This is a genomic window from Zobellia barbeyronii (assembly GCF_018603515.1).
Lineage (GTDB): Bacteria > Bacteroidota > Bacteroidia > Flavobacteriales > Flavobacteriaceae > Zobellia > Zobellia barbeyronii.
Genome location: NZ_JACATN010000001.1, coordinates 1,031,458 through 1,050,520, shown reverse-complemented (window position 1 = coordinate 1,050,520; position 19,063 = coordinate 1,031,458). Strand labels below are relative to the sequence as shown.

Genomic DNA, 19,063 nt, shown 5'->3' with positions numbered 1-19,063 from the left:
TCCAATATTGAATAGAGACTATTGCTATTTAACAGTCACTTCTACCAATTGCTTTTTTGTTCCACGTTTGGCATAAAACAAAAGGTGGTCAGAAGCATCATCTATGAAAGGTCTAGATACCATGATAGGTAATCTCACATCTTTATCGTCAATCAATTTCTTGTAAGAAAGGTCGCCGGAGCCATCCACTTTAATAACGAACATGTTAGGGTTCCTGCTAAACCCTTGTTTGAACAAGATTCGCTCCTTGCTCATTTTCTGCGGATTTTCACCAGAATTAATGAAGAAGTACATGTCTTCACCCTCGCCATAAGCTGTATAGGAAGCGTAAGAAGCATCACCTTGGGTTACCTCTGCCTTATTGATGTTACGAGCCCATTCCATTGCTCCCGAAGCATTCAGCTTTGCTAACACAATATCATTGTAATGAAAACGATCTACTTTTTTGGTAGCTCCTGATCCAATGTCTTGTCCGGCTGTTACAAAATACTCTTCGGCACTGAAGAGAATATCATTGTTAGGCGTAATATGAACGCTCTTAAAAATAAGGTTCTTGATTTCAGCATCTACCTCACGACCAAATTTATCCAACATAAACTGATCTGAAAATGGATTGTATTTTTTCGCTTTAATAGCCAATGAATTAGCATCCAAATTAAAATAAACTAAACCATTGTATCTGTTATCTTTTCTATCTGCATAGAAACCTACCACTTTCATATCGTTACCCGACAATACTGGTTTTAAGGATTCTGAAAACCGTCCGGCATCTGCAAATTCTTGGGTTTTATAACCGTCTTGGGTAATACGAACCAATTCATATTGAAATCTTCTCTCCTTTACGTCAAACCTTCTTTTCTTAAAAAAGGCTTTCCCCATTAAGTACAATTCCTTTAAATCTTTTGAAACTTCAATATTTTCAAAAGCATAGTTCTTTTCCTCAATATTGGCGCTAAAATCATAGTCCAACTGAAGTTTTAAATCTGTTCCATAAAGATAGATATGATATTTCTCTTCTTTCCCTTCCCTGTGGTGAACCGTTACTGCAAAAGCAGACCTGTCATCATTAAAATGAGTTGCTGTTGAAAATCCGTTGCCAAATTTTTGATTGTATTTACTAACTGCAAGCGGATTTATGACTTCTTTGGAAGGAATAGAAAGCAACTTTCTTTCGGTAAAATTAAACTCGTCCAAAGGACTCTGGTGCACTACATAGTTATAGGCCTCGTCTTTGTGATCATAAACCAACTCTAACAAATAAAGCTGACCATTTTTCACAAAACCGTCTACCATATGTTTACCGGCATATTTATAATTATAGTCGGCTACCAAATTAAGTTCGGTATCATAAACTTCAATAAAATGGCCTTTTGCCCTTAGCGGCATACCACCATAATACGTTCGTACCAGTACGGTCTGTTCTTTAGCGGAACGGTCTATTGCCAATACGGTAGAATATTTATACCTATCGGAATAATTCTCTCCAAGCTTATAGTCTACAGGAATATCCTGTGCATTTGAAAAAGTTAGGGTAGCCAAAAACAGCAGTGCTATTAGGCTTCTTCGGGTTCGCATAAGTAGGTTTTAAGCGGACATGTTACTCGCCAGGAAAATTGGCCTTCCGCTTTTCTAAAAAGGCGGAGGTACCTTCCTTAAAGTCCTCGGTACCAAAACAAGCACCAAAAGCCTTTATTTCTTCATCATATCCATTACTGTTCTTAAAACCCGCATTTACCGCTTTTATTGCATAACTGAGCGCAACAGGGGAGTTATTCGATATCTTACTTGCCAACTTCTGACAAAACCCAATTAGCTCTTCTTGGGACACGACATGATTTATTAAACCATAATCCAATGCACGCTCTACATCGATCATTCCTGCTGTCATTATAAGTTCAAAAGCTCTGCCTTTACCAATTAGCTGTGGTAAACGCTGTGTACCTCCGTAACCAGGAATAACACCAAGAGACACTTCAGGAAGACCCATTCTAGCTGTATGACTCGCCACTCTAAAATGACATGCCATAGCTAGTTCCAATCCTCCACCCAAAGCAAAACCATTAACTGCAGCGATAACAGGCTTAGAAAGATTTTCTACGAAATCAAAAAGAACTTTGTGCCCTTTCGCAGATAATTTACCGCCTTCTTTTACTGAAAAGTCAGAGAATTCAGAAATATCCGCGCCGGCTACAAAAGCCTTCTCGCCGCTACCAGTTAAGATAATGACCTTAATAGATTTATCAGCCTCTAGAGCTTTAAACGCATCGTGGAGTTCAAGAATAGTCTCACGGTTTAAAGCATTCAGTTTTGTGGGACGGTTAATGGTTACGATGGCAGTAGATTGCTTATCATCTACCAAAACATTATTGAATTTCATATAGCGATTTTTGAGTAGTATATATTGTTCCTTATTTCTGTCTAAACCTATTTCACAATTGGAAACTTAACGGAAAACACCGTTCCTTTTCCTGGTTGCGATGTAAAAGTGATATGCCCTTTGTAAGTCTCTACAATATTTTTAACCATACCTAGACCTAAGCCCATTCCACTTGACTTTGTGGTGAATTTTGGTTCAAATATTTTTTCTTTAAACCCTTCCTCAATACCAATACCGTTATCTGCCACACAAAGTTTAGCAAAATCCCCGTCGGACGAAACTGACACTACAATTTGGGGCTTATCAACTTCCGGAACCGCCTGTATGGCATTCTTAACCAAGTTAGTAACTACCCGTATTAATTGGGTACGGTCTAATTTCGTAATAATTTCTTTTTCCTCCGAAATAAAATGAATGTAATCTTCATTAAAAATGTCCAATGCCAAACGTACAATTTCAACTATGTTTACCGTTTCATTCTGTTGAGCTGGCATTTCCGCAAAGTTAGAAAAGGCAGAGGCAATACTACTCATAGTATCTATTTGCTGAATGAGTGTTTTTGAGAACTCGGCAATTTTAGTGTCGATATTTGGGTCTTGTGGGTCAAATTTTCGTTCAAAACTCTGAACTGTAAGTCGCATAGGAGTTAGCGGGTTTTTAATCTCGTGAGCTACCTGTTTCGCCATCTCTCGCCAAGCTTGTTCCCTTTCACTACGGGCCAACTTTACGGCACTATGCTCCAATTCATCGATCATAGCATTATATGAAGTCACCAATTTCTCAATTTCCTCACTAGGATTATCAATCAATATTTTATGATTGCTTTTTCCTAGATTAGTCCTATCCAGCATATCCGATATAGTCTGAAGTGAACGAGTTATATATGTAGATATAAAATAAGCTAAACCAATGGCTATTAGCAACATAAAAAAATAAACCCCGCCCAATCGCAATAGAAACTCTCTAAGTTCCATGTTGTTAAACGAGTCATCTTCGTAATATGGTAAATTTAAAATACCAATTGGTTTAAATCGTTTATCAGTGATATAAGTATAGGAAGCTTTATAATTATCCCCGGCCAATGCTTTCTGATCTACAAACCTTTTATTTGAGCTAGACTGTAGTTTGAATAATATATATGGACTCAAACAATTTGAAATAGAATCAACTTCAAATTTCGCTCTAGAGGTTTTAATTAGTTGTCCTTCTAGATCATAGATATTCAATCGCTGATTTTGCACATTGGCAATCTCATAAATCTCTTCATTAAAAATTAACCCTAGATTCTCGGTAGTTACAGGATATGTAGTTTTCTTTAGAACGTACTCCAAACTCTGCCTTACCTGTTCTTCTTTACGCTCTAAACGGTTTGAATGGTAATCTTCTGACTGTTCCTTATACTGATAAACAGTAACGCCAGCAATCAAAATAGAAGCCACGACCACAAGAAGGATCATAGATAGGAAGATGCGCGACCTTAGCGAAAATTTTGTAAGCAAAAGACTGGAGTTTACATCAAAGGTAGCAAATATCACGCCATTCTATGCACGCTTATTAGCTCGTTAAAATGGTTCAACTTAATGTGTCAAAAATAATTTGAAAGACGAATAATTATTTATGCGTCAGGGTTCTTAGACCTAATTCTCTTGTACAATTTAATACCTAGCATCAGAAGAATGCCTAGAACAATAATACCGATGACTCCAAAAATCCAATTAAAGGCACTTTTTAGAATCACCAAAAACACTACGGCAAACAAAATAATAGTAGCTCCCTCGTTGTAGATACGCATGAACTTAGAGCTGTATTTAACCTCATCGCGCTGCAATTGTTTAAAAATTTGATGCGATTTTAAATGATAAATAATCAATAACACTACAAATGCGAGTTTTACATGCATCCATGGTTGTTGTAGCCAAACCGGTGTTAGAATTAATAACCAAATACCAAAACCAGTTGCGAGTACAGCAGATGGCCATGTTATAATAAACCAAAGTCTTTTGGTCATTAGCTTCAGCTGTTTGGTAAGAATTTCTTTTTCAGGAGAAGGTTTAGCAGCAGCTTCAATATGATAAATGAATAATCTAGGAATATAGAACAACCCGGCGAACCACGTAATAACAAAAATAAGATGTAATGCTTTTATGTATTGATACACGAATTCTAACTTTAGGTATTATGACCTCAAAGTTAGGGAAAACAAGAAATATCCTCCCTAAAAGATGGTAAGGTTTCTATCTAAGAATATCATATATCTTCAAGTGGACCGGATCTAAAGGCTGTATAACATCCTCCTTTTGTGGAAATTCTTGAAAAATATACTTCAGGTTACCAGTTTCATCCAAGACAAGAAATTTTGGCGATTCAGGGATTGAAATATTATCAATATACCATGAGATACATTCGTTCAGAACAGGGAAATCTGCTCTCTTAGCTATGCCAGCCATATTTCCGTTTTTCGCGATGAGTGCTACAGCATTGTATTCGCCCGTATTCACCAAAGCGTTCAAAGATTTTATATGTGCTTTTCTTACTTGTGCCGCATCTTTATAGAGCCCTACTACAGTGTATTTTCCTGAAAATTTCTGTTTTGAAATAGAACTTCCGGTTACGTCACTAAACTCAAAATCCGGTAAAGGCTTTCCTAAAAAATCAAATACCCTATAAACTTCTTCTTCCTCATCCTCTTGTAGAACAACTATAGAAATATTCTCTATAATACTATCTTTTGAGGTTACACGCTCAAAAGTTTTATACGTAACGATTTGCGGATCGTATTCTTCTGCAATAAGTGCTAAGCCTTCTTTAAATGTAGCTTCGTCTACTACATCATTTGCTATTTTAAAAAATTTTTGGGCTTCAAGTTGTTGGGAGAGTAATAGTATGCTAAATACTAAGAAATAATGGAGGTTTTTCATGTTTGGCTTATGGTCAGAACAGTTCTGTTTTGCTGTTCGTCTTCTCTAAATATAGGGAAAATGAAGTTATTATAAAAGTTAGTCCATTTAACCCAATAAATTGCAGGAATGCTTATTTTAGAGCAGCCCATATATTAAAACACTCGCTTTGAAAATCACAAATAATAAACTGACGCCAGAAGATTTGCTAACGCTCCGTTCTGCCAAGCAAAAAATGGAACAAATAGGTTGGGCAATGCAAGGTCTGAACAAGATGGGCAATGTTATAGAAAGTCGCATTCAACTGTTACCACAAAAGCAACGTAATTGGTTACAGCAGATTACTTATAAAGTACTCCATACGGTAGTGAAGACCAATTTGCTTTCAATGAATAAAAAAGCAAAAACTACACCTATTAATAATTTTTATAAAGCGCTCGTAACATCATCTGGTGCTATTGGAGGAGCTTTAGGTGCAAGTGCTTTTGCTGTAGACCTTACACTAGCTACCAAACTCATGATGCGCTCCATTATGGATATTGCGCGTAGTGAAGGAGAAGACTTAAATTCACTAGACTCACAGTTGGCCTGTCTACAAGTTTTTGCCCTAGGCGGAAAAAGTAAACATGATGATAATTTAGATACGGGTTATTATGCAACAAAAATAGCTATTGGCTCTGCAGTAAAAGGGGCTAGTGGAATTGCCGGCAAAACGGTAACTACCTTATTGAATACTACGGGCAACCCTTTATTGCAATTAATAGCCCAAGTGGCTTCTAGATTCAGCGTACAAGTGTCGGAGAAATTCGTAGCCCAAGCCATACCCATAATAGGCGCAGCGGGTGGTGCTACAATTAATCTTGCCTTCATTGATCACTTTCAAAATATGGCTCACGCACATTTCAGTATTAGACGTTTGGAACGCAAATACAGCGAAGAACAAATTAGATTGGAATACGAAGAAATGTCTATTGCAAAAATCTAATGCCTCATAAATTTCTTATGTAATTTCATTACATTTAGACTCAACTCAATTTCAACACTATGAAAATTAAAGTCCCCTTTGCCCGAAAGGCAAACGTAAAAATTACTGCGACATTACTGTTTTTATGCGCAACATTCACAACTCAAGCCCAAGATTTTTTATATGGCGATGCACTCCCAGATGCTCCTAAACTAGCAGAACGAGGAGACCACACCGTTGGAGTACGCACACTTAACCTAGTCCATAAAGACCAAGTAGATATTTTAAACTCAAAGGAAGGTAAAGACCCCATGTATGACCGAGCACTTACCATAGAAGTTTGGTATCCTTCTGAAGCTCCGGCAAATAAAACAGCTACAGTTTCCTATGAAGAGGTAATGGGTACCAGAGGTGATTCATTACGCCCATTGGTTCCTTTTTCTTTTAAAGGTAGGGCTTATCGCGATGCAGCACCAAAAGCTAACAAGGTTGGATATCCATTAATAATAGTATCACACGGATACGTAGGTTCTAGGTATCTTATGACCTACTTAACCGAAAATTTAGCCTCAAAAGGTTATGTGGTGGTTTCTATAGACCATACGGATTCAACCTTTAAAGATGCCAACGCTTTTCAAAGTACATTACTTAACCGTGCAAAAGACATCAAATTTGTAATTAATACTATTGCCGAAAAAGGGGGTTCTTCATCAAAAGACCAGCTTTCAGGAATGGTAGATTCCGAAAATATAGGTATCGTTGGCTATTCTATGGGAGGTTATGGTGTACTTAATGTTGGCGGCGCAGGCTACAGTGACGGTATGACGGCTTTCTTTGGACAAATGACTGGTGGTAGCACAGCAATTTCTGCCTTAGCTGCCAGTAACGCAGAATACCAAAAACAAATAGACCCTAGAATTAAAGCAGTTGTTGCTTTTGCTCCTTGGGGAATGGAACGTGGTGTTTGGGACGCTACGGGATTAGCTGGTTTAAAAAAGCCAACTTTATTTGTGGCTGGTGACCAAGATGATATATCTGGTTATGAAAAAGGTATCAAAGCAATTTATGAAGGCGCTGTTAATGCAGATCGATACTTACTAACTTATAAGAATGCGAGACATAATGTAGCTCCTAACCCTCCGCCAGCAGAGGCTCTTCAACCAGGATTACACATTGATGAATATTACAGATATGCCGAACCTTCTTGGGATCAGCGAAAAATCAATAACATCAACCAACACTTTCTTACTGCATTTTTGGGAACCCACTTAAAAGGTGCCGACTATGCCCAGTATCTAGACGTTCCTGTAGAATCTAATGAGAAAGATTGGAACGGCTTCAAGCCTAGGTCATCAACAGGTATGGAACTTAGACATGCTAAAGCTGCAGGAGTGAATATGAAACAATAATAAGATTGAAAATTATAAGTCGAGAAGAGGCAGAATCTATGTCTCTTCTTCGACTAAAGTATTCTTTATTTCCTTTCTAAGATAGAAACCGGTTACAATGGTAGCCAAAACATCTGCTATCGGAAAAGAAAGCCAAACTCCCAATTCTCCCAGGTAATTGGGCAAAATTAATATAAGCGGAATAAAAAAGAAACCTTGCCTAGATAAGGTAAGTAACAATGCTGGTATTGCCTTTCCAATCGCTTGAAAATAGGCTGCACCAATCAACTGCAAAGCAATGATAGGAGTTGCTGCAAACACCAAGCGCATAGCTAAAGGTATGTGCTCTAAAACGTAAGCATTAGCTGCTAAATCAATTGCCGATTGCCCTGCTCTATCACTTAAAAACAACGATGCAATTTCTTGAGGAAAAATCATAAGCCCAACAAACACAATGGCTGCCAAGAGCGAAGCATATTTAATTGCCGTATTAATAGATTTTCGTACCCTTTGGTATTTTTTTGCCCCATAATTAAATCCAGCAATAGGTAAAAACCCTTGGGTAACACCAAATACCGGAAACAAAGCAAACATAAGCATACGACCTATAATTGCGTAAACAGCAACCATAGCTTCACCTCCAAGATCAAAAAGGATGTTATTCATTAAAAGATAAACTACACTGGTAGTTGCTTGCCGTGATAATGTAACAAATCCTAAGGAGCCAATTTCTTTTATAATGGGCAACTCCAGTTTAAAACAAGCAGGTTTTAGTTTCAGTTCCGATTTATCCGATAGAAAAAAGTAAAGTACATAGGCCGCACATAGAACATACCCAACGGTCGTAGCCCAGGCGGCACCTTCCATTCCCCAATCAAATATATAGATGAACACGTAGTCCATTACAAGGTTACCAATAGATGGGATAATCATGGCAATCATAGCAAATTTGGGTTTTCCCTCTGCACGGATTACCGTATTCCCCATCATACAAAGTGCCAAGAAAGGCACTCCATAAAGTACAATGGTATAATATATTTTTGCAGGCTCAAAGATGGTTCCTTTCCCTCCAAAAGCAGGTATGAGCTCATCAACATAATAAAGCCCCAGCACTACCATTACAGTAGTAATCAATAAAGTTAAAGTGATTTGATTACCAAAAGTCTTTACGGCTTTGGCGTGGTCATCGGCCCCAAGTGCTCTAGAAATAATACTAGACCCACCAATACCAATAGACATCCCCAATGCTGCAATAAAAAAGGAAACTGGCAACACTACGTTTATAGCTGCAATGGCAATAGAGCCAATCCAGTTGCCAACAAAAATGGAGTCGACCAAAATATTGAGCGACATCACCAAAATACCAATAGAAGCTGGTAAGGCCTGTTTCACCAAAAGCTTCCCTATTGGTTCCGACCCTAATTGTTCTGCGGATACTTTAGCCATATTTAATCAATTATTGACGTTGTACAGGCGGTTACTACTCTGTTACGCGGGCAAAGCACCCGTTTTTTGCCAGTCTTTAATCCAATTGGCCATAACCTTTACCCATGCATCACTTTCGTTCAAACATGGTATATGTTTGTATTCTTTACCACCCGCTTCCTGAAATTGATGTTGTCCTTCCATGGCAATTTCTTCTAGCGTCTCTAAACAATCGGCAACAAATGCCGGTGTAATGACTGCAAGGTTCTTTATACCCTCTTTTGGAAAACGTTCAAATTCAAAATCTGTGTATGGCTTTAACCACGGATCATTAGGAAGACGCGATTGAAAAGAGTTACTCACTTTATCCGCAGGAAGGTTCAAATATGCCTTTACAGATTCGGTCGTATCAAAACACTGGTGACGATAACACGTATTATGTGCTACAGAGTTCGTCTGGCAACATTTACCATCTATTTTACAATGAAAGTGCGTTGGGTCTGACTTGCGAATATGTCTTTCTGGAATACCGTGATATGAAAACAGAATATGGTCATAATCAAAACCCTCAAGGCTTTCGGCAATCCGTTCTGAAAGAACACGTATATACTCTGGATTTTTATAAAAAGCAGGTAGCGTAGTCAATTTCATGTTCGGGAAAAGCTTTTCTTGCTCTTCCATAACTTTTACTACTACCGTTTCATAAGATGACATGGCATAATGCGGATACAAAGGAACTAGTAAAACCTCATCTACACCTTTATCGTTTAATTCTTTCAAAGCACCTTTTATAGGCATGCTACCGTAGCGCATTCCTAAAGCTACTGGTATATCTGATTGTTCTTTTACCTTATTGGTAAACCGCTCTGAAAGGACTATTAATGGAGAACCTTCTTCCCACCAAATTTTGGCGTAAGCTTCAGCAGATTTTTTTGGACGGGTTTGTAGAATAATTCCACGAACCAAAATATTACGTAACCAATTAGGCACATCGATCACGCGTTCATCCATTAAAAACTCATCTAAATAAGGCTTAACATCCTTTGCTGTAGGGCTGTCTGGAGAACCCAAATTAACCAATAAAACTCCTTTCATAGTGTAGCAATACTTTTTTTGGTTTGTAAGACAAGCTATTTCACAGAACAGAACTTTCGGCTTTACGTGAATATGGCTATCTTCAAATGCCCATTTACTTGGGCAAATGTATTATTTTAACAAAAATAAGCCTTGAAACTTATCTAAAGTGCATGTTATCAAAATACTTTTTGATGCTGTTATAGATAACATCAATTATATAAGCGATTTAGAACTTTTGAATTTAAAAAACAGACTAATATTACCCCTTGAACCATTTGTTATGTTGAACGATTTTTTTAATGAAAACTATAAATCCCTTCTTTTACTTTTAGGGTCATTGGCCGTTTTATTGGTCGCCTATTTTGTATTACTCAAAATACTTAGAAGGTTTGGAAAAAACCCAAAATATTTAATCCCACCTTCTTCAGTAAAAAAAGTCAGTACACCTATTGTTCTTATCCTATTTTCCATATTACTGAGAATGGGTTCTTTAAGGCAACTTCTGGGTCTTAATCATTTTGAATACTACTTTAGAAAAGCCAGTACCCTGCTTTTTATTTTTGCTCTTACTTGGCTTATCATACAAGTGATTAAAATGGTAAAAGAGCATGTCATGCATACTTATGACATGAATACCGCAAACAATTTGCGCGCCCGAAAAGTAGCTACACAGTTTAATATATTGGAACGGATTGTCATTTTCATTATCATTATCCTTGCCTGCGGTATTGCGCTTATGAGCTTTGATAGCATTCGAGAAATTGGCGTAAGCATATTTGCATCGGCGGGGGTTGCCGGTATTATCATTGGTTTTTCGGCTCAAAAAATGCTTGCTACAATCTTAGCCGGAATTCAAATTGCCATTGCTCAACCCATTAAATTAGATGACGTAGTAGTGGTTGAAGGTGAGTGGGGCCGAATTGAAGAAATTACACTTACCTACGTTGTAGTAAAAATTTGGGATAAGAGACGTTTGATACTGCCTACTACCTATTTTATTGAAAAACCGTTTCAAAACTGGACAAAATCTTCAGCTGATATTTTAGGCACGGTCTATTTGTACACTGACTATTCTGTTCCACTTGATACCCTACGAGAAGAACTTACTAAGGTTCTAAAAAACACCCCTCTCTGGGATGGCGAAGTAAATAATATTCAGGTAACAGATTCCAAGGCGAGCCATATTGAAATTAGAGCACTAATGAGTGCCAAAGATTCCTCTACCGCTTGGGACCTTAGAGTTCATGTTCGTGAAAAATTGATAAGCTTCTTACAACAGAATTATCCAGAAAGTCTACCCCGTACAAGACTACGTTTAGAAAATATGGAAGCTCCAGAAAATACTACCCTAAAATAGCCGTTATACCTTAAAACCAATATTTATTTTAACGGTTTATAGGGATATATTGCACAAGGCACTTTTCTACTTTTGTACAAAGCGCCTATTTTCAGGTACATAACTGAAGTATTGAGCATTCCCTCACCAAAAAACATTTATGCGACTCGTATCGATTTTTCTTTTGCTTATTTCTTTCTCGGTCCATGCCCAAGAAAAAAATAGCCTTCTATGGGAAATTTCAGGAAACGGTTTACAAGAGTCATCCTACTTGTACGGAACCATGCACGTTAGTAAAAAAATTGCTTTTAGGTTAGATGATGTCTTTTTTGATGCTTTGGATAAAAGTGACATGGTTGCCCTAGAATCCGACCCAGGTCTTTGGCTGGAAAAAGATAACCTAACAGGCTCTAGCCCATACGGTTCTGAGGCTGGTTTTGTTACCAAAGGTTTTTACGCCCGCTCTTTTAAAGTAGAAAATCCTAGAAAAGAAATATTGGGTGCATATTTGGCTTACGAAGACCGCATCGTGAACAATATTCTATACCGTACCAATGAGTTTTCTCAGAATTTTGAAGAAGAAACTTATCTTGATATGTTCATTTATCAGGCCGGTAGAAAGTTCAACAAACCTATTATTGCTTTAGAAGATATGGAAGAGTCTGCCGCTCTCGTAGGCAGGGCCAGTCTAAATGCAGTCAAACAAAAGCCTGATGAATGGCTTCAAAAGAAAATGCAGCAATCAGACCCTATGTTCTTACTTCAAGATGCATATAGGGAACGGAATATAGCTCTGTTAGATTCTATTGACCGAGCCATGTACACACCACATTACATGAAGAACATGTTGTTCATACGGAACGCCAACATGGCCGAACGCATGGATTCTGTTATGCGAAAAGGGAAAGTCTTTACAGGTATAGGGGCCGCACATTTACCGGGAGACCAAGGTGTTATTTCGCTCTTGCGAAAAAAAGGATATACCGTAAAACCCTTATTATCAAAAGCGACGTCTAAGGGTAAAAAGCTGAAACTTAAATTTGAACAAAAAAAACGTCAAAACGAATACAGCTCTTATGGTCCTGAAGACGATTTTTTCAGTATAGACCTGCCTAATAAGTTATATCCGATTTCTGATATTGGTAAAACCACCTATGTTTCACCTGACTTAGCAAACGGTAGTTTTGTAGTTATTAACCGGATTCCTACTTACTCTTTTTTAAAGAACGATGCCCTGTTTTCGTTAGAAGAAATAGACAAACTCCTTTTTGAAAACATTCCCGGTAAAATATTGGAAAAAAAGTCGATTAAAAACGGTCAGTTCAGAGGGCTTGATATTAAAAACTTGCTGAAAAATGGAGACCACCAACGGTATCAAATCTTTGAAACTCCTTTGGAGCTTGTCATCATAAAAATGGGCGGCGAAGGTGATTATGTTACCAAATTTTCAGGCAACGTTTTCAATAGTTTAAAGTTTAGAACGGATTCTGTTCAGGGATCTAAAGTAATTTCTTCTATATATGAAGATTTTGAGGTTCAGATGCCCGCACTTTATAGCTTTACAAATCGCAGTAGAAGCGGTAATCGTTGGGTTGAAGGTTATGATTCAATTACTGATAATTATTACTTTCTTCGCAGATCTGTTTTGAATGACTTTAATTTTATTGAAGTTGATACTTTTGAATTGAAACAAATACAGAAGCGTTTTTATCAGGATTTAAAACTGAAGCCAGAATATGACTTTTATAAAGGCAGGAGCCTTACCTCATCTGCTGTAATTGACCACAAGACCAAAAAACGTCTATACCTTATGACCACGTTGCGCAGAGGAGAATACTTTCTGTTAGGTATGGTAGGGGAAAACGAAAAAGAGGCATCCTTGTTTTTTGAATCTTTCAAAATAAAGGATAGTAAAGCACAGAAACTTTTTGAAACTGTTGTTGATACTGCTTTGTACTTCACCACCAAAAGCACCGTGAAACCTCCAAAATTTGTGGAAAGCAGCACTAGTTATTACAATGGTGCTCCAAAAACAAAACCATACGACGCGTTTCATAAAAAAACCATTTACAAAAACGACAACGGCGAAGCTGTATCTGTAGAACTAAACAAATCTCATGATTTTTTGATGTTCAGAAATTTAGATTCAGCTTGGGCTTTACGCAAGAAACTATACGCCCATAAAAAGTATGTCATAATTAACGAGGAGACTAAAAGCTCTCCAAAAGGGTATCACGAATTACAAATGACACTTGCCGATACAGCCAGTACACGAGGTGTTTTAGTGAAGAATATTTTGAAAAATGGACTTCTTTACGAATTAAAAGCCGTAGTTGACACCATTGAAAAACCGAGCACCTTCATTACTGAATTCTTTACCAATTTTGTGCCGAAGGATACTGTGATAGGTCGAGATTTGTTTGAAGATAAAGTGCCTGAATTCTTCAAAGCATTAGACACTAATGATAGCATTGCCCTTGATGGATATAGATTTATAAAATTCGAAACCAAACATGCCAATGCTCTTAAGAAGCATATTTCAGAGTTTGATTTAAGTAATGGTGAACGGCAAATTCAGCTACACCTTATACGGGAATTAGCGGAATTAAAAGATATTGACATTACCGAATTCTATAAAAGTTTTTACGCCAAAGCTTATAACAACTCCACCGCACAGGCAGTATTGCTTCAAGAAATTGCCAAAAAATCTGATGAAGCCTCAACAAAGCTATTATTAGAATTAATGGAAACCGATCTACCTCTGCTTTCCAATACGTTTAACATCAGCCTTATTTTTAAACCCTATCGCAAGAACTTAGAATTAGCAAAAAAACTATATCCAAAACTATTGGATTACAGTTCTATTCCCGAATACAAGGAACCTATTTTCTCGTTACTCTCTGAATTGTTGACAAGCAACACTATAAAACCTAAACTATATAAAAAGTATAAAACACAGATTTTAAACGATGCTAAAACGCTCATCAAAAGACAACTTAGCAGAGACCTATCAAATACGCACAATGACTTCTATAACCCTCGTACCAGTAGAACCAACACCTCTTTATTAGAAGACTATGTTACGCTCCTCTACCCTTACATTACGGATAAATCCGTAGAACAATTTTTTAATCAAATTTCACTAGTTGAAGACCCAGGTGTGCAAGCTACTTACCTATCCCAACTTCTGAAAAACGGAAAACCTGTTTCACAACAAAAGTTGACTGCTTTGGCTTCGGATATAAACGGCAGACTACCACTATTCAATAAATTGAAAAAAGCTAATGTTTTAAATCATTTTCCAACAGCATATAATTCACAACAATATTTAGCAGAGGCTCTTCTTTTTGAAGGTTCAAAATATAATGGCCTTAAAGACTCTGTTGTTTTTGCAGCTCAAAAATCGTTACAACTTAAAGAGAAGCAGTACACCGGATACTACTTCAAAAAGCGTAATAAAGAGGATTATGACAAGAATTTCTCTATGTATGTATTGATATTTGAAAATGAAAAGGGATTGCAAACTCACCCTTTTTATGAGAGTGACGCTATGCGTATTGAAGATACGGATAGAGATAAAGATGTTATTGAATACCTCACCGAAGCCTTTGAACTTAAAGACAGAAAACGAGCAGATATTTACAGACCTCATGGCTATGGCATGTATGGCCATCATGGGTTATAAAATTGTATTAAAAAAAAATTAAAGCTAACCCTCACTTTTATGAAACTCAAATACATGTTACTTTTCTTTACAGCGATTTGCTTTTTAATAAGCTGTACAGAAGAAACAGAAATAGAAGAATCTATTGCTAAAGAAAAACCAATTCCTGAAGAACCTAAAGAAGAAGTTTACCTAACGTATAGATTAAATGAACATTCGGACACAACCGAAATAGAATATTGGGTAATTGTTCATAATCAGGATGGCGAACTACTAGATTATAAAAGTATTAAAGAAGATAGCACTTTAACTTTTAGCGCCATTGATACAGCCTTAGTAAATACAGAAAAATTAGTTGTAACAACTTTATCGGTAGCTGAATATGACAACCTATCATCTCACAATTTATACACTTATACAGATATACCAAAAGGATTTAAATGGAATTCTTCAGAGCCTGCGGAAGCAAGCTCAATTTTTATTGAAAAACTGAATACCTACAAATCAAATGAATCAACAAACAATTTGACTTACAAGGCCGGAAACTCCAGTATTACCGTGAACTCGGCTCCTACAATTCTAAAATACCAAGTTTACTCTCCAAAAAGTGGTGTTGTCGATAGTAATTATAACATAATTAATGAAGAGACCTTTTCCATTGAAAACATAGAGTTACTATCTGGTATAAGATATTTATTTTTCATTGGTGATGCTGAGGAATCATTAAAATATCATTTTTTTGAACTAGGCTCAGATTCTCAAGATGTGATTCTGGACTATAATCAATTTAAAGACTATGAATATGTATTAGAAACAACACTACCTGAAAATGCTTATCAATTTAGTACCTCAAACGGATTTGGCACCCCAATAAATCCAAAAATAGCATATGAAACGTCGGTAGAACTTAATTTTGATAACCCTACAGTTTCAAGAATAGGGTATATATCCGGATTTGATAGTTACTCAACTTCTTTCTCTATTAAGTTAGAAAATGATTACATCTATTTCTATTCTAAAAACTTACATCAACTACCTCCAGAGGAAATAAAAATCTTGGAGAGACCCAGTTTTAACATTATTCAAGATGCCTTATATAATTTTGAATTTAATACAGATAGCAATTACATTAGCTCATCAAGTATTTGGAACTCAGAAACACTTTCAACTGAAAATAGACGTAGTACCACCACCTGGAAAATATTTTCTTCAAATAAATCGTCTCATACGGTAGGAAGCTTGCCTGGGGAGGTAAATACTTTATATCCAAATTTGGATTTAGATAATTTAAAGTACTCACAAACTCATCTTATTATACAAGGAAAAACTTATGAATCTACTTTAAAAAACTTATCTAACCCAAATAATTCAACCTCTCCAAAAATTAATGAATCTTTAGTTCTCTACCCTGAACAGGATTAGACTAAGCAATAGTGAAATCTGCAAAAGTCAAGGAATTATTATGTAATTTTATTTATCAATCCAAACCTATACGAATGCTAAAAAGCATCTTATTTATTTTTGTGTTAACCCTTTCGCAATACACTTCTGCCCAGCAAATTACTTGCTCACCAGCAGATAAACAAGCTGTAGAAAACAAGTTGATTACTATTGATGGCTTATTAGAGAATGACTTTGGAAAAACCATAGTGGCTATTGGGAAAACGTTTTTGGATACGCCCTATGTTGCCAAAACTTTAGAGATTGGCGATACAGAAACTTTGGTAATCAACTTACAAGGTTTAGACTGCACAACCTACTTAGAAAATGTCTTGGCTTTTGGGATTATGCTGAAAAATGAAAAGTCAAGCTTTGATGATTTCACGGAGATTCTAGAAAGCATTCGTTATAAAGACGGTGAGCTTGATGGATATGCGTCTCGTCTACATTACTTTTCAGAATGGATTGCCAACAATGAGAAGAAAGGGTTATTAAAAGATATTACTGCTGAAATTGGGGGTAAGGAAATTACCAAGCCCATCAATTTTATGAGTACGCATCGTGACCTTTATCCTTTTTTAAAGGATGACAAGAATTTTGAAAAAGTAAAGGCTTCTGAAAACTACCTCAACAATCAACCCATTTGTATATTAGCTCAAGATGAGATTGCAGCCAATGAACATTTAATTCAAACAGGAGATATCATAGCTTTGACTACATCAATTAACGGATTGGACATAACCCACACCGGAATTGCCACAAGAGAGAAAGATGGCCGCATTCATTTGCTACATGCTTCAACAGGTTCTATGAAAGTAGAAGTCTCCAAAAAACCCCTTGCTGAATACCTAAAGAAAATTAAGAAAAATACGGGTATTATGGTGGCTAGGCCAGTGTAAAAAATATTTCGTTTTATGTTCACACTACCTTCATAGGATTTACGTTATAACCTCTATATAAAGTTAAACAAGATCTATGAAACGTTCTACTCTTCTATCATTTATAATCTGCATTTTATGTTTGAGTTCTTGTAATAATGAAGAAACAACTTCAATTTTAGATGAACCCGAAGATATAAAGCCTAAAAATAATGAAGAAGACATACTCGTCACTTATTTTACTTTAAATGGGGCCGGCTATTCCGCCTATGAAAAAAATTGGTTGCTTATATATAACCAAAATGGAGAACTATTGGACTATCAACAATATAATGCAGGTGACTCAATAACTTTTGAAACTGAAGAATCTAAGCTAAATAACACCACTTCACTGACCATTACTACTTTGAGATATAACGGTGATGGGACAAGTAGCCATTTCAAAATAAGCACCCTTACGGATATTGAGTTGCAAACAGAATGGGATCAAAAGAACGTACCGATGTCAAATAATTCAACATATCTAAACAATTTATCTGGCTACAATAAAACACAGTTAAGTGAATCCAATAAAAGTCAAAATATTAACATATCGATTAACGGATTATTAGGAGTTGAAAGATATTCATTGACATCTAAGGAAAACTATATAATTAAAAGCGAAGATATTTTTCAAGATACTGATAACATAACCATAAATAATGTTCTTCTCAGTACCGATATTGAATATCTATTATCAATTGAAGACGGAGAAGGTGTTTTGAAATATTATAAATTTAGTCCGCAAGAAAACAGTAATTCCATCAATATTAGCTGGGACAACTTTCTTGACTATGATGAAATCCTTACTGTATCATTACCAGACCATAACTTCTTGCATGCAAGCGTTGCAGCCTACGAAACAGAAACATTTGCAGACACGCCTTTACTTTTAACAAATCAATCAAGCGGTGGCCCTTTAGATTCATTGGCTCGTTTTGGGTACATAGATAGTTACCCTTCTTTTGATACGTATTTTACTATTAGAATATCAGAAAATTATGAATACGGATACGAGGAATTGGGTAGTATTCCAAAAACTATTTCTATTTTGGAAAAGCCTGAATTGATTTTTAAAAACACCACCCTAGAAGGTTTTGAATTCCATACAGACATCACCTATTTGAGTCAAATTAATTCATGGGGTTACGTGAAGGTCATACCTGATATCTCAATCAACGACGTTTCCTGGGTCATTCAACAACCTTTTGGATCGAACAGTAAAATCGGAGCTATTCCTCAAGAAATTCTCGAACAATATCCCAGTCTTGATTTAAAAAACCTAACCTTTAAAAGCACCACCCTATACCTTCAAGGTAAAAATTATCAGGAAGTTTTAGATAGTAGTTTGAACAGTAATAATGTTTTCGGTAATGGGGCCTTAAAGTATGAGTGGCTTATTTTTTACAATTCTAAAAGTTAACTGCTCCAAGGAAGAAACAAATACGAATGAATCCATTATGCAAGAATAACTTGAGCAACAAACGTATAAGACTGAAAAACAAACTGCCCAGTTTGTTCTAATCAAAACCTTGCTCCCAACAACAGTTATTCCGTTTTTCACCGAAAGTTTCATAA

14 protein-coding genes are annotated in these 19,063 nt (G+C 36.4%); 7 read left to right on the top strand and 7 right to left on the bottom strand.

Features of this window, described 5'->3' with window-relative positions:
* Nucleotides 1-24: 24 nt before the first annotated feature.
* The 5 genes from HW347_RS04245 to HW347_RS04225 form a co-directional block, all read right to left on the bottom strand.
* A complete protein-coding gene (locus HW347_RS04245) occupies nt 25-1,575 on the bottom strand; it encodes a hypothetical protein (RefSeq protein WP_214610672.1) in 1,551 nt (516 codons plus the stop codon).
* 22 nt (nt 1,576-1,597) lie between these two features.
* On the bottom strand, nt 1,598-2,377 hold the full coding sequence (locus HW347_RS04240) for an enoyl-CoA hydratase/isomerase family protein (RefSeq protein ID WP_214610671.1): 780 nt from the start codon (nt 2,375-2,377) through the stop codon (nt 1,598-1,600).
* A 47-nt stretch (nt 2,378-2,424) separates the two neighbouring features.
* On the bottom strand, nt 2,425-3,834 hold the full coding sequence (locus tag HW347_RS04235; protein ID WP_214610742.1) for a sensor histidine kinase: 1,410 nt from the start codon (nt 3,832-3,834) through the stop codon (nt 2,425-2,427).
* Nucleotides 3,835-3,992: 158 nt separating this feature from the next.
* Complete coding sequence (locus HW347_RS04230; protein ID WP_214610670.1) at nt 3,993-4,535, bottom strand: CopD family protein; 543 nt, start codon at nt 4,533-4,535, stop codon at nt 3,993-3,995.
* Nucleotides 4,536-4,611: 76 nt separating this feature from the next.
* Nucleotides 4,612-5,295, bottom strand: coding sequence for a TlpA family protein disulfide reductase (locus tag HW347_RS04225; protein ID WP_214610669.1), 684 nt, complete (start codon nt 5,293-5,295; stop codon nt 4,612-4,614).
* Nucleotides 5,296-5,443: 148 nt separating this feature from the next.
* Between HW347_RS04225 and HW347_RS04220 the strand changes: the two genes are divergently transcribed.
* Entirely contained in the window at nt 5,444-6,259 is an 816-nt protein-coding gene (locus HW347_RS04220; RefSeq protein ID WP_225901805.1) for an EcsC family protein, read from the top strand.
* Between the two features lie 59 nt (nt 6,260-6,318).
* The gene (locus HW347_RS04215) at nt 6,319-7,647 is read left to right on the top strand and encodes an alpha/beta hydrolase family protein (RefSeq protein ID WP_214610668.1); all 1,329 of its coding nucleotides are present in this window, start codon (nt 6,319-6,321) and stop codon (nt 7,645-7,647) included.
* Nucleotides 7,648-7,683: 36 nt separating this feature from the next.
* On the opposite strand, the gene HW347_RS04210 is transcribed toward HW347_RS04215, so the two are convergent.
* Both HW347_RS04210 and hemH read right to left on the bottom strand, forming a co-directional pair.
* Nucleotides 7,684-9,072: an MATE family efflux transporter gene (locus tag HW347_RS04210; protein ID WP_214610667.1), complete on the bottom strand. Its 1,389-nt coding sequence runs from the start codon at nt 9,070-9,072 to the stop codon at nt 7,684-7,686.
* Between the two features lie 42 nt (nt 9,073-9,114).
* On the bottom strand, nt 9,115-10,146 hold the full coding sequence (gene hemH / locus HW347_RS04205) for a ferrochelatase (protein ID WP_214610666.1): 1,032 nt from the start codon (nt 10,144-10,146) through the stop codon (nt 9,115-9,117).
* Between the two features lie 262 nt (nt 10,147-10,408).
* Between hemH and HW347_RS04200 the strand changes: the two genes are divergently transcribed.
* The 5 genes from HW347_RS04200 (at nt 10,409) to HW347_RS04180 (ending at nt 18,908) form a co-directional block, all read left to right on the top strand.
* Entirely contained in the window at nt 10,409-11,485 is a 1,077-nt protein-coding gene (locus HW347_RS04200) for a mechanosensitive ion channel family protein (RefSeq protein WP_214610665.1), read from the top strand.
* Between the two features lie 139 nt (nt 11,486-11,624).
* A complete protein-coding gene (locus HW347_RS04195; protein ID WP_214610664.1) occupies nt 11,625-15,149 on the top strand; it encodes a TraB/GumN family protein in 3,525 nt (1,174 codons plus the stop codon).
* 39 nt (nt 15,150-15,188) lie between these two features.
* The gene (locus HW347_RS04190; RefSeq protein WP_214610663.1) at nt 15,189-16,550 is read left to right on the top strand and encodes a hypothetical protein; all 1,362 of its coding nucleotides are present in this window, start codon (nt 15,189-15,191) and stop codon (nt 16,548-16,550) included.
* A gap of 74 nt (nt 16,551-16,624) precedes the next feature.
* Nucleotides 16,625-17,467, top strand: a complete 843-nt coding sequence (locus HW347_RS04185; RefSeq protein ID WP_214610662.1) for an N-acetylmuramoyl-L-alanine amidase-like domain-containing protein — start codon at nt 16,625-16,627, stop codon at nt 17,465-17,467.
* A gap of 76 nt (nt 17,468-17,543) precedes the next feature.
* The gene (locus tag HW347_RS04180) at nt 17,544-18,908 is read left to right on the top strand and encodes a hypothetical protein (RefSeq protein ID WP_214610661.1); all 1,365 of its coding nucleotides are present in this window, start codon (nt 17,544-17,546) and stop codon (nt 18,906-18,908) included.
* Nucleotides 18,909-19,063 lie beyond the last annotated feature (155 nt).

Coding starts and splice junctions, on each gene's coding strand:
- HW347_RS04245 (WP_214610672.1), bottom strand. CDS start 1,575: ATGCGAACCCGAAGAAGCCTAATAGCACTGCTGTTTTTGGCTACCCTA.
- HW347_RS04190 (WP_214610663.1), top strand. CDS start 15,189: ATGAAACTCAAATACATGTTACTTTTCTTTACAGCGATTTGCTTTTTA.
- HW347_RS04240 (WP_214610671.1), bottom strand. CDS start 2,377: ATGAAATTCAATAATGTTTTGGTAGATGATAAGCAATCTACTGCCATC.
- HW347_RS04225 (WP_214610669.1), bottom strand. CDS start 5,295: ATGAAAAACCTCCATTATTTCTTAGTATTTAGCATACTATTACTCTCC.
- hemH (WP_214610666.1), bottom strand. CDS start 10,146: ATGAAAGGAGTTTTATTGGTTAATTTGGGTTCTCCAGACAGCCCTACA.
- HW347_RS04185 (WP_214610662.1), top strand. CDS start 16,625: ATGCTAAAAAGCATCTTATTTATTTTTGTGTTAACCCTTTCGCAATAC.
- HW347_RS04235 (WP_214610742.1), bottom strand. CDS start 3,834: ATGATCCTTCTTGTGGTCGTGGCTTCTATTTTGATTGCTGGCGTTACT.
- HW347_RS04210 (WP_214610667.1), bottom strand. CDS start 9,072: ATGGCTAAAGTATCCGCAGAACAATTAGGGTCGGAACCAATAGGGAAG.
- HW347_RS04180 (WP_214610661.1), top strand. CDS start 17,544: ATGAAACGTTCTACTCTTCTATCATTTATAATCTGCATTTTATGTTTG.
- HW347_RS04215 (WP_214610668.1), top strand. CDS start 6,319: ATGAAAATTAAAGTCCCCTTTGCCCGAAAGGCAAACGTAAAAATTACT.
- HW347_RS04200 (WP_214610665.1), top strand. CDS start 10,409: ATGTTGAACGATTTTTTTAATGAAAACTATAAATCCCTTCTTTTACTT.
- HW347_RS04195 (WP_214610664.1), top strand. CDS start 11,625: ATGCGACTCGTATCGATTTTTCTTTTGCTTATTTCTTTCTCGGTCCAT.